An 11886-nucleotide genomic window follows, 5' to 3' on the forward strand; every position below is an offset into this window, starting at 1 on the left:
AATTATCAATCATCATTAATCAATATCTTAATTAAGATGGATCTACTAAGAATAAAGGTTGGTCGTATTCTACAGGAGTAGCGTCGTCAACTAAAATTTTAACAATTTTTCCGCTGATTTCAGATTCAATCTGGTTGAATAGCTTCATTGCTTCAATAACGCAAACTACTTTACCAACAGAAACTTCGTCACCTACATTTACAAATACATCTTTATCAGGAGATGGTTTTCTATAGAAAGTACCAATCATTGGAGATTTGATTGTTACATATTTGCTGTCATCAGATGCAGCTTCAGCTTTCTCAGCAGCAGGAGCAGCAGGAGTTGCAACAGGTGCCGGAGCAGCTACCGCTTGTGGAGCAGTGTGATATACCGCCGGTTGTGCATAAACAGCATCGCTTCCAGCTAATGGAGTTTTAATAGTGATTTCGAAATCTTTAGTTTTGTACTTCACTTCTGAAACTTCAGCCTTAGATACAAACTTGATAAGATTTTGTATGTCTTTAATGTCCATAAATTTGATATTTGATTTGATGCCAAAGATACCAAAAAAACGTAAAAAACAACAAAAAACCGCCAAATTTTATCAAAATTGGGCGGTTTTTGTATTAAAATGAGGCTTTTTCAGCGAAAAGCGACTCTTAGTTTTCTTCAGTAGTAGCTACTTCTTTTTCTAATACTACTTTACCTCTGTAGTATAATTTTCCTTCATGCCAGTGAGCTCTGTGGTATAGGTGAAGCTCTCCTGTTGTTGCATCTTTAGCTAATTGAGGAACTACAGCTTTGTAGTGAGTTCTTCTCTTATCTCTTCTTGTAGACGACTGTCTTCTCTTTGGATGTGCCATTTTCTAATAACTTTTTTAATTGATGAGCGATGAGATTCATCATCTCATCATATTTAAATTATTCTATTTAATTATTGTCTTTTAATTTTCTTAAAGCATCCCATCTAGGGTCACTTTCATGTTCTTCTTCTTCAGTTACCTCAATATCTTTAGGACTGAACTGGTCAAGAATTTTAAGATCTTCATCACTTACATTCGGTGAGATTTTTTTCATCGGGATAGAAAGCATTACATTTTCATAAATCAAATGTGCTACATTGAAAGCATGCTCTGCGGTAGGAATGGTAATGACATCTTCATTGCTGTCATCATATTCTTCCCCGAAATTCACCAGAATTTTGATTTCATTCTCAATTGGATAGTCGAAATCTTCATTTGTGATATCACAAACCAACTCAACCCATCCATTAATTTTAATCTCAAATTCTAAAAAAGTAGTGTGCTTATCAAGTGATACATTCACTTCTATTCTAGGATTTGTAAATTCCTGCTCAGTGTCAAATAATTGAAAGAACGTTTTATCTATCTCAAACTTGAACCCGTGTTTTCCGTTTTTAAGTCCGGAAAAGCTTACGTCATAGTTTCTTAACTTGTCCATAAAATGAGTGTGCAAAAATATGCATTTTTTTTATAATAACAAATAAAATCTGAAACAAATTAATTTAAAATTTGTTTTAAAGATTTATGCTTCAGTTTCCTCCGGTAGATCTTCATCTATTCCGTTGTCTACAGCCATTTTTCTAGGCTGAAGGCGGTCATTCATCAGTTCACTGTATTCACTTCTGTTCTTGAAAACCTTGATTGCTGTGAAGATGGCTTCCGTGAAACTCTGCTCATCCGCCACATTTTTTCCTGCAATATCGTAGGCAACTCCATGATCAGGAGATGTTCTGATAAAAGGAAGTCCCGCGGTATAATTTACTCCTTCTTCATACGCTAATGTTTTGAAAGGAGCCAGCCCCTGATCGTGATACATTGCTAACACAGCATCGAAATTTTTGTATTTACTCGGCTGGAAAAAGCTGTCTGCAGGGAAAGGCCCGAATGCCAGTATTCCGTTGTCAGAAAGTTCTTTAATAGCCGGGCTGATGATTTCGATTTCTTCGTTTCCGATAACACCTCCATCTCCTGCGTGAGGATTTAGCCCCAATACAGCAATTTTTGGCTTTTGAATACAGAAATCTTCTATTAAGGTTTGGTTTAAGGCTCTGATCTGTTTTTTTATTTTTTCCTTGGAAATATTTTCAGCTACCTGTGCAATAGGAATATGATGCGTGGAAACAGCTACTTTAAGATCTTCAGTAACAAGGAACATTAATCCTTTTTTGTTAAACTTCTCTTCAAAATACCCTGTGTGTCCGGCATGTTTGAATCCCATTTTTACCATTTCATCCTTGTTGATCGGAGCAGTTACCAATACGTCAATATCTCCTTTTATCAAAGCTTCAGTAGCTGCTTCTAAAGAATCAATGGCCATTTTTGTAGATTCTTCAGTAGGAACTCCCAATTCTACATTCACGTTTTCTTTGGTAAGGTTAACCATATTAAGTTTCCCTGCCTGTGCCTGTGAAGGTTCGTTAACGTAGTTGAAATTAAGATTCAGCTTAAAAATATTTTTCTGATAAGTGAATAATTTCCCCGAACCAAAAATTACAGGAGTGAAAAAATCTGTAATAGTTTTGTCTTTCAGAGACTTCATAATGATCTCCGGGCCTATGCCGTTGAAATCACCGATTGAAATTCCTACTCGTACTTTATGGTTTTTTGGGCTCATTTTGATTATCTTTGAAGATTATAATTTACAAATTTAGCAAAAAATAATATGTTCACAGGAATTATTGAAGCAGTTGGTGTTATTGAGAAGATTGAAGAAAAAGGAAGCAATATAGATTTTACCCTGACCTGCCCTTTTACAAACGAACTGAAAATTGATCAGAGCCTTGCCCACAACGGCTGTTGTCTTACAGTTGTTGAGATAAAAGACAATCATTATGTGGTGACAGCAATCAACGAAACGCTGGAAAAAACCAACCTTGGAAAATGGGAACTGGGAACCGTTGTGAACCTTGAGCGTTGTATGAAGATGGATGGAAGACTGGATGGTCATATTGTTCAGGGACACGTTGATAAAACCGGAGAAGTGGTGAGTATCGAAAATAAAGACGGAAGTTATTTTATTACTATGAAGTATGAAAATGACGGAACTTTTGTAACGGTACCTCAGGGATCCATTACAGTAAACGGAATCAGTCTTACGGTTGCTAAAAGTGAAGATAATCAGTTTTCCGTAGCTATTATTCCTTATACCTGGGAATTTACGAATATGAAACATTTGAAAATTGGTGATAAAGTAAACCTGGAATTTGATATCATTGGTAAGTATATTGCTAGGTTAATTAAAAAGTAGAATGTCAATAAATAAGTATAAAGGATATAGCTTAAGAAACCGGGTGTTTTTCGGTTTCTTGCTGGTATGTTTTTTAAGTGTCGTTGCTACATCTCTTGTTCCTTACTTTGTATTGAGAAATCATTCTTTACAGCAGAGTAATATCGATATGCAGGATAAAACCAATGCTGTTATGCGATATCTGGACTATGCCGTAAGCCAGACCCTTATAGAAACAAAAGATCTTCCCGAGGTTTTAGGAAATAAAATTTTTGAAATAGCGGATATCAACCAGCATGACATTTTTATTTATGATCTGAAAGGAAACTATTTGCTTTCCAACAAAGATGAAGGTTTAGTTGAGCAGAAAACAATCCCTATAGAAATCATCAATAAGATTCTGTCTACTGACGCAAGAGTAGATATGGTGAATTATGATGCTGCGAAGGATGCTAAGCTGACTTCTTCCTATCTTTTGTTGAAAAACAATGAACTTGAGCCTATCGGAATTGTTTATATTCCTTTATACCATAATGAATCAGCTTATCTTGAGGTTCTTCATCAGTATGTAAAATATATTCTTTTAGTAGATATTTTCCTTATTCTTTTCAGTATCTGGATCAGTTGGGTTACGTCGAATAGCCTCGCAAAAACCATTACGAAATTCTCTGATATGATTACCCGTATTACTTTGTTTGAAAACGAAATGCGTCCTATCAGATATTATAAGAATGATGAACTGAATGCCTTGGCCAGGGCTTATAACAGGATGATTTTGCAGATTCAGGACCAGAAAGAAAGACTTAGATTCAAAGCATCTGAAGAAGCGTGGCGAGAAATGGCCAAGCAGGTAGCTCATGAGGTGAAAAATCCGCTGACTCCTATGAAGCTTACGATTCAGAATTTTGAAAGAAAATTTGATCCCGAAGATCCGAATATCAGAGAAAGAGTAAAGCAGATGAGTAAAACTATTGTAGATCAGATTGATCTGATTGCTACAGTAGCTTCAGCATTCTCAGAATTTGCCAAACTTCCTGAAAAAAACAATGAAGTGATCAATCTGAATACGGAAGTTGAAGATATTCTCCGTGTATTCAATGATGACAGTATTTTTATGCATGCCAACAAGACGAATATTATGATCAATATGGACAGGATCTATCTTTCCAGAATTATCACAAACCTTGTTACCAATGCAAAACAGGCAGAAAGTGACCAGAGAAAACTGATCATTAATGTAGATGTGGAACAGCACCAGAGAAGAGTCATGATCTCTGTTCAGGATAACGGAGTCGGGATTCCTGAAAATATGTATGAAAGAATCTTTGAACCGAATTTTACTTCTAAAAGCAGTGGAATGGGGCTTGGCTTGTCGATGGTAAGAAAAATGATCGAGGATTATAAAGGTGAGATCTCTGTGAAATCAGAAGTAGGGAAGGGGTCTACATTCATTATTACGCTGCCTACCAATTTATAGTGAAACCTTTTACATTTAAACAATTTCAAATTCAGCAGTCTAAAGACGTCTTCCGTGTAGGAACAGACGGTGTTCTGCTTGGAGCTTTGGCCGATGTAGAACATGTTTCCGGTGTTTTGGAAGTTGGTACTGGTACGGGATTAATTTCTCTTATGCTGGCACAAAGAAACCCACTGGCAAGCTTTTTAGGATTGGATATTAATGAAGATGCAGCAAGGCTTACCAGGCTCAATTTTGAAAATTCCCCTTTTCATGCAAGGCTGAAAAATGGCCATCAGGATTTTAAAACTTTTGAAACAAAAGAACAATTTGATCTGATTGTGTCCAACCCTCCGTATTTTGAAGAATCAGGATCTGAAAAAGATAAGATTGCGCGTCAAACCGTAGAATTAAACTTCAGACAGTTGATCAGTAAGGTGGCAGAATTATTGTCAGAAAAAGGGATATTTTCTGTAATCATACCTGTGGAAGCAGGGGAAGTTTTTATTTCAGTTGGTAAAGAAAATAATCTGCATCTGAACAGAAAAGTGAATATCAGAGGAATTGAAAATGCGAAGGCAAAAAGATTGATTCTGGAGTTTTCATCACAAGAAAAAGAAATCAGCGAATCTGATTTTATCATAGAAAAAAGTCCGAGACAATACTCGGACCAATATCTTGAACTCACTAAAGAGTTTCATGTTTTTAAGTAGAGAAGTTAGAAAGCAGATTTTAGAAAACAGTTTCTAACTCTTTTAGTTCTTATTCAAATAATTCTGAAGTATCCAATACAGAAACTTTTCCGTCCTCACATCTTATCGCTTCACCCGGGAAGTTTTGAATCATGTGGTAGTCGTGTGTTGCCATTACTACTGCAGCGCCATTTTCAAGGGCAACCTGCTTTAATAATGTCATAATTTCATTGGAAGTTTCAGGGTCAAGGTTTCCTGTCGGCTCATCCGCTAAGATAAGATCCGGGTGGTTAAGAAGAGCTCTTGCGATGGCAATACGCTGCTGTTCTCCTCCGGAAAGTTCGTGAGGCATTTTGTGCTTCTTGCTTTTCATGTTCACACTTCCCAATACCTCATTAATACGGTCTTCTATTTTTACTTTGTCATTCCATCCTGTGGCTTCAAGAACGAACTTAAGGTTTTTCTCAACCGTTCTGTCTGAAAGTAACTGGAAGTCCTGGAATACGATGCCTAGTTTTCTTCTTAAATTAGGGATGTCAGACGGCTTTAGTTTTGCCAGATCAAATCCTACAACAGCTCCATGTCCTGATGCCAATGGAATGTGTCCGTAAAGCGTTTTCAGAAGGGAACTTTTTCCGGAACCTGTTTTTCCGATAAGGTAGCAGAATCTACCTTTCTTTATATTAAGATTTACATCAGAAAGTACAGTAAAGTTTTTTTGCGCAATCTTGGCGTTTTGTAAACTTATAATATTGTCTCCGGCGATATTTGTATGTGGCATAATTTAATTTTAAAGGCTATTTCTTATAAAAATATTTCAACTTTTAAAAATAGAAAAAGATGTTGATTCAGCCTAAATTTTAGTAAATTTTAACAACAAAAAATGCCTGAAAAAGAACTTTTCAAGCATGTTTTGTATATGATAATAAAAAGATTATCTCTTAGCGCGTGCAGCACTTACAGTTAAACTCTTTCTGCCTTTAGCTCTTCTCGCAGCCAAAACTCTTCTTCCATTTGGCGTAGACATTCTTTCTCTGAAACCGTGTTTGTTTCTTCTTTTTCTTTCTGATGGCTGGAATGTTCTTTTACTCATTACTATATGTTTAAATCGTAATTAATCTATTAATTTTCAGGTTGCAAATATATATAAATTTTTATAAGTTACAAACTTTAATTATCTTTTTTTAAAATAAAATTTATTGTTTTTCGGTTGGCTATTTATAAACCCTCACAGGAAAACCATTTTCCGGTGCAAAAATAATATTTAAATGATTTATATAAAAGCTCTATCTTTGAAAACTTTAATTTTAACGAAAAATAAACACCGGATGTTTACACCAACAGAACTTTTAGATATCAATACATTACTTACCCAGGATAGCAGAATAGTGATTCTTACCCATTATAATCCGGATGGAGATGCTATTGGCTCAAGTTTGGGATTAAAACATTATCTGAAAGCAAAAGGAATTCATGCAGAGGTTATCGTACCTAATGATTTTCCGAAGTTTCTGAAATGGATGCCGGAATCTAAAAAAGTTATTATTGCAGAATATAAAAGAAAACTGGCTGCGGATATGATTGCGGGAGCAGATGTTATTTTCTGCCTGGATTTTAATTCTCCGTCAAGAATCGGATTATTGGGAGACTGGCTGGTAAAAGCTCCGGGAAAGAAAATCCTTATTGATCATCACCAGCAGCCGGAACAATTTGATTTTGTTTATTCTGATACAGTCATTCCTGCCACTTCACAGATGATCTATCATTTTATTGAAGCAATGAATGATGAAAAACTGGTGAACCAGGATATGGCAGAATGTCTTTATACAGGTATCATGACAGATACGGGAGGATTCCGTTTTCGTTCTACCAGCGCTACCACACACAGGATTATTGCTAATCTTATCGAACACGGTGCAGATCCAGCCATGATTACTTCCAATACCTGGGATACCAATACGGTTTCCCGACTGCATTTGCTTGCTTTGGTTCTTGGAAGAATAGAAGTGGTGAATGACGGAACAGTAGCTGTGTTAAGCCTTACCCGAAACGAACTGAAAGAATTTGGTTTCCAGAAAGGAGATACCGAAGGTTTTGTAAACTATGGTTTAAGTATTGCCGGCGTAAAAATGTCTGCGTTCTTTATGGAAGATCTGTACGAAGACTTCGTTAAAATTTCTTTCAGAAGTAAAGATGATGTAGACGTAAACCAATTCTCAAGAAAATATTTCAACGGCGGCGGGCATATTAATGCAGCCGGAGGGAAATCTTTAGATTCATTGGCAGGAACTATAGTCAACTTTAAAGAGAAAGTGAAAGAGGAAGGTTTATAGGAATAAAAAACTGTAAATTTTCTGATTAAAATTTCTAAATACTTTTACGAAATCCTTTTTCTTCAAGTTCCTGGCAGGTGTAGTCGTATACCTGCTGAAACATTTCATCCATATATCTTTTGTTGAAAAGACTGTATTTCGTCATTTTGGGCGGATCTAAAAATATATTGCAGTATTTTGCTTTAGAATATACCGACTTTGCAATTGCTAAGTGAAGAATTCTGTCAAACTCCTTCATCAGGCTCATTTTGTTTAATTCATCATAGCTGATGGAATTGACATGAGAAGCAATCAGAAAATTGCATTTATCCATGATGGGCTCAATGGGAAGATTATCCAGAACACCGCCATCCACATAAATTTTCTCACCAATTCTTACCGGAGGAAGAATAAACGGAACGCTGGAAGAGGCAAGCAATGGTCCAAAAAGCTCTCCTTCAGAAAAGAAATCTACGATGCCATGAGTCATTTCTGTAGCTGCTACATACATCGGAATTTTTAAAATACTGAAATCATCTTCCGGGAAATAATCTTTGAACAGTTTTAAAATAAAATTGGAGCTGAAAATTCCGTTTTTGGATAATTTTAATGCAGATCTGGAGAAAAAAGAAGTCTGTCTTACAATTTCCATCATTTCATCCGGCGTTTTTCCAAAAGAATAAAAAGCACCAATGATGGATCCTGCACTTGTTCCTGAGATAATGTGTGGTTTCAGATGATATTCTTCCAGAGCTTTCAGTACGGCAATATGGGCAATCCCACGCATTCCTCCGCCTGAAAGTGTAAGTCCGATAACCGGTGGTGCCGGTGGTTTCTTTTTTTTGAATGAAAATAAAGCCATTACCCAAATTATCCTCTACTAATATACAGGATTTTTTGTTATGCACGGCTTAATTTGTATGGTAATCTATTTTATAAAACCAGTTTTTTAGGAAGATTGTGAAGAAGTTCCGTGTTGATAATTTCTGCACAGATACCGGGTTTTTCCCAATGTCCGTTGTGGCCGCAGTCCAGAATGTAAGATTTGATATTTGTTCTGTCCGGAAGATGCTTGATCATCATATCTGTTTTTACGGCATTATCATGTTTGCCTGCCAGTACTAAGATTTTAGCTTCCAGGTTTTCCAGGACATGCTTTTTATCGGTTCTTTCTACCATACCTTTCACACAGGCAAGTGCCCCTGAATTGTTTGTGGAAAGGGCGGTTTCAAGAGCTATTTCTATTTTTCCTTCCAGGATATCTCTTTCATTCGGATTGAATAAATTAGGAACTCCGGCTCTTGCATAGTGGGCAAATGCATCCTTTATGATTCTATAGCTTTTGATACGCTGCTGTTTCTTCTCTTCGTCATCCGGAAAATAAGTAGAGAAAAATAATGTTAAGCTTTTTAAAGAGTCAGGATATTTCTCCGCAAATGCGAGAGAGGTATAGCCTCCCATAGAATGTCCCAGAAGATGTACTTTTACTAAATGCTGGTCATCTAAAACTTTTTTTACTTCTTCAGCCATTAGTTCCATGGTGTGAACTTCTGCTAAAATTTCAGACTGACCGTGGCCGGGAAGGTCGATTTTAAGCAGTGAAAAATCTTTGGAAAGATGACGCTCCATATCGCTCCAGATGGATATGTTTTCCATAAATCCGTGAAGAAGTACCAAAGTTTCTTTTCCGTTTCCTGTTCTTTCAAAGTTCAGCATGATTCCAAAATTTAGAAGGTTAAAAATAATACAGCAGGTTATCTGCAGATTCGTTTCTCCTTTCAAAATTAATCAAAAAAAGAGCATTTAAAAAATGCCCTTGTCTTTTATTGAGTTAATTCCTTGTAAACCTTTGTTTCCCAGGGTTTGATATCTGTTACCCCATATCTTTCTTTTTTAGAAATGGCAAGGTTGTCCAGCATATCTACAAAATTTTTGTAACTGGCTTCATCCGTGGGTTTTACAATGACTGTGAATTTCTCAGGAGCCGGAGCTTTCTTATAGGCTTCAGCAATGATCTTGGAAATTTTTATTCCACTGAAATCGGTTTCCTTAAGATTGGCGGAATTCAAATCTGTAGCATTGCTTTGATGATAAAATACGCGGTTGTCTTTTCCAAGGATAAAGGTAATCTGGTTTTGATCTCCAATTACGTAATCGGTTGGGATTGGATTAGGATTGTGGTCTTTTGCAGGTAGCCCCAAATCCATTACATTAGGTTTTGTAAAATTGGTGGTGAACATGAAGAAAGTGATCAGTAAGAATCCCAGATCTACCATAGGAGTCATGTCTACTCTGATCATTTTTTTCTTTTGCTTGCTGCCTTGTTTTTCTTGTGCAATAACTTCTGCCATGATTAAAATTTTTAAATGTTAAACGGTATTTTTTTTGAAGAATTCATACAAAACATATGCCTCGATTATTAAAAATTTTATAGATTCATGAATTTATTGATAGTTTTTGGATTAATTTTAAGTATTTCTGTTTCTTTTGATAATTCTAATGAAAAATGTGGATGTTTATGGTGTTTTGGTCACTGAAAGAAACTTATCTGATGATTGTTAATTTCTTTGAAAGCATAATTTCTTCTCTGTTTTTCACCTGTACCATATAAAGTCCTTCAGTAAATGGAGATGTGCTGATTTTAATTTTTTCCTCGTTGTATTTTTGGGAGAAAAGTTTTCTTCCGGACATATCGGTAATGGTAATAGTACTTTCCTTGGGCAGATGATCTAAGTAGAAAAAGTCTTTTGCCGGATTAGGGTAGAGGTTGGGTTTATGCATCTGCTGATTTTCTGAAATGCCCAGCTGTTCCGGACTTAATTTTACTACCCATGCATCGATCAGGCCATGATGTCCGGTAACGTCTCCACTGGTAGATCCTGTACTTCCTGAAACAATATACCCGTTATCAGCGGTCAGTTCAACCGCAGTTAAGTACTCTACATCAGGTCCTCCCAGTGTTTTCTCCCACTTCAGATTTCCGCTGCTGTCCAGTTTTATGATCCAGTAATCCAGATTACCGTGATGATTGGTTACCTGTCCGTTGTTGGAAGCTGTCCAGCCTGCAACAATATAATCCCATTCGGGAGTCTGGCGAATAGTTATTGCATTGTCATGAAAACTTCCTCCAAAATACTTATCCCACTCGATAGTTCCGTTATTGCTTAGTTTGATAACCCAATAATCGGGAAGTCCGCTTTCAAGATTTGAAGGATTAAAAGAAGTGCCCACGGCAATATAACCGCCATCAAAAGTCTGTTGCGCATAATACCCTATATTGTCGCCAATATTGCCTAATGTCTTTTGCCATTGAATATTTCCGCTGGAATCAAGTTTTACTACCCAAAAGTCATTGTTCCCGTAGCTTACAGTAATATCGCCATCTGTAGACACGGTGGTTCCTGCAATAATATATCCGCCATCAAAAGTCTGCTGTACAGAATTAACCTGCTCACTGCTGCTTCCGCCCAGCGATTTCTGCCATTGTATATTTCCGTTACTATCTAATTTTACCATCCAGTAATCTCCTCCTCCGTGATTTCCGCTCACATCACCGTCATCGGAACCTGAAGAGCCGGCTACAATATATCCTCCTTCAGAAGTCTGCTGAATAGATTGGGCCATATCCATACTGCTTCCCCCGAGTGATTTCTGCCATTGCATATTCCCGTTGGCATCAAGTTTTACAATCCAGTAATCATAATTTCCATGATTTCCGATGACATCTCCATCACTGGAATTGGATGATCCGGCAATAATATACCCTCCATCAGTAGTCTGACGGATAGATTGTGCATCATCAACATTGCTTCCTCCTAACGATTTTTGCCACTGTATACTTCCCGAAGAATTCAATTTTACGATCCAGTAATCTCCTCCTCCATGATTTCCACTGACATCGCCATCATTGGACATAGAATGTCCGGCTACAATGTATCCTCCGTCGGAGGTTTGCTGAACGGCATTGGCAGATTCACCATGGGTGCCTCCCAATGCTTTTTGCCATTCTATAGAAGGGGCAGACTGGGCTGTTAATACGGAATAGATAAGAAATAAAAAAGTAGAGGTTAAATATCTCATATGTATTTGAATTGGTGATAGTTATTCAAATATAATTAATTTTAGCCTACGTTTGGTGTTTTATTGTTTATTTAATTCATTAAAACAAAAAACTCACACGATAAAGTGTGAGTTT

At 36.7% G+C, this 11886-nt stretch carries 14 protein-coding genes; 4 read left to right on the forward strand and 10 right to left on the reverse strand.

The genetic code is table 11. The annotated features are described in order from the left end of the window. Positions 1–31 precede the first annotated feature (31 nt). The 4 genes from accB to pdxA form a co-directional block, all read right to left on the reverse strand. Positions 32–514: an acetyl-CoA carboxylase biotin carboxyl carrier protein gene (accB, locus tag J2786_RS09695; RefSeq protein WP_047385964.1), complete on the reverse strand. Its 483-nt coding sequence runs from the start codon at positions 512–514 to the stop codon at positions 32–34. 127 nt (positions 515–641) lie between these two features. Further along, on the reverse strand, positions 642–845 hold the full coding sequence (gene rpmF, locus J2786_RS09700; RefSeq protein WP_007843326.1) for a 50S ribosomal protein L32: 204 nt from the start codon (positions 843–845) through the stop codon (positions 642–644). Positions 846–912: 67 nt separating this feature from the next. Continuing rightward, positions 913–1443: a YceD family protein gene (locus J2786_RS09705; protein ID WP_047435616.1), complete on the reverse strand. Its 531-nt coding sequence runs from the start codon at positions 1441–1443 to the stop codon at positions 913–915. Positions 1444–1527: 84 nt separating this feature from the next. Further along, the gene (gene pdxA / locus J2786_RS09710) at positions 1528–2619 is read right to left on the reverse strand and encodes a 4-hydroxythreonine-4-phosphate dehydrogenase PdxA (RefSeq protein ID WP_047435614.1); all 1092 of its coding nucleotides are present in this window, start codon (positions 2617–2619) and stop codon (positions 1528–1530) included. 48 nt (positions 2620–2667) lie between these two features. Here pdxA and J2786_RS09715 point away from each other — a divergent pair, with 48 nt between their 5' ends. Genes J2786_RS09715 through J2786_RS09725 form a run of 3 tightly spaced genes read left to right on the forward strand, consistent with a single transcriptional unit; the run spans position 2668 to position 5400 of the window. Continuing rightward, entirely contained in the window at positions 2668–3252 is a 585-nt protein-coding gene (locus J2786_RS09715) for a riboflavin synthase (RefSeq protein ID WP_047435612.1), read from the forward strand. 1 nt (position 3253) lies between these two features. Next, on the forward strand, positions 3254–4708 hold the full coding sequence (locus J2786_RS09720; protein ID WP_047435610.1) for a sensor histidine kinase: 1455 nt from the start codon (positions 3254–3256) through the stop codon (positions 4706–4708). After that, entirely contained in the window at positions 4708–5400 is a 693-nt protein-coding gene (locus J2786_RS09725) for a tRNA1(Val) (adenine(37)-N6)-methyltransferase (protein ID WP_047435608.1), read from the forward strand. The genes J2786_RS09720 and J2786_RS09725 overlap by 1 nt, the downstream gene beginning before the upstream one ends. 49 nt (positions 5401–5449) lie before the next feature. On the opposite strand, the gene J2786_RS09730 is transcribed toward J2786_RS09725, so the two are convergent. Then, a complete protein-coding gene (locus tag J2786_RS09730; protein ID WP_034692990.1) occupies positions 5450–6160 on the reverse strand; it encodes a cell division ATP-binding protein FtsE in 711 nt (236 codons plus the stop codon). Positions 6161–6313: 153 nt separating this feature from the next. After that, positions 6314–6472 (reverse strand): 50S ribosomal protein L34, encoded by a 159-nt coding sequence (gene rpmH, locus J2786_RS09735; protein ID WP_039365072.1) that lies wholly within the window; start codon positions 6470–6472, stop codon positions 6314–6316. Positions 6473–6707: 235 nt separating this feature from the next. Here rpmH and J2786_RS09740 point away from each other — a divergent pair, with 235 nt between their 5' ends. Beyond that, positions 6708–7712, forward strand: coding sequence for a DHH family phosphoesterase (locus J2786_RS09740; RefSeq protein WP_047435607.1), 1005 nt, complete (start codon positions 6708–6710; stop codon positions 7710–7712). A gap of 34 nt (positions 7713–7746) precedes the next feature. Here the strand turns inward: J2786_RS09740 and J2786_RS09745 are convergent, their stop codons facing one another. The 4 genes from J2786_RS09745 to J2786_RS09760 form a co-directional block, all read right to left on the reverse strand. Continuing rightward, the gene (locus J2786_RS09745; protein WP_047435605.1) at positions 7747–8553 is read right to left on the reverse strand and encodes a patatin-like phospholipase family protein; all 807 of its coding nucleotides are present in this window, start codon (positions 8551–8553) and stop codon (positions 7747–7749) included. 71 nt (positions 8554–8624) lie between these two features. After that, the gene (locus tag J2786_RS09750) at positions 8625–9407 is read right to left on the reverse strand and encodes an alpha/beta fold hydrolase (RefSeq protein ID WP_047435923.1); all 783 of its coding nucleotides are present in this window, start codon (positions 9405–9407) and stop codon (positions 8625–8627) included. A 107-nt stretch (positions 9408–9514) separates the two neighbouring features. Continuing rightward, positions 9515–10042 (reverse strand): biopolymer transporter ExbD, encoded by a 528-nt coding sequence (locus J2786_RS09755; protein WP_047435603.1) that lies wholly within the window; start codon positions 10040–10042, stop codon positions 9515–9517. A 193-nt stretch (positions 10043–10235) separates the two neighbouring features. Then, positions 10236–11771, reverse strand: a complete 1536-nt coding sequence (locus J2786_RS09760) for a T9SS type A sorting domain-containing protein (RefSeq protein ID WP_052187142.1) — start codon at positions 11769–11771, stop codon at positions 10236–10238. Positions 11772–11886 lie beyond the last annotated feature (115 nt).

The sequence above is a fragment of the Chryseobacterium vietnamense genome (assembly GCF_031454475.1).
GTDB classification, from domain to species: domain Bacteria; phylum Bacteroidota; class Bacteroidia; order Flavobacteriales; family Weeksellaceae; genus Chryseobacterium; species Chryseobacterium vietnamense.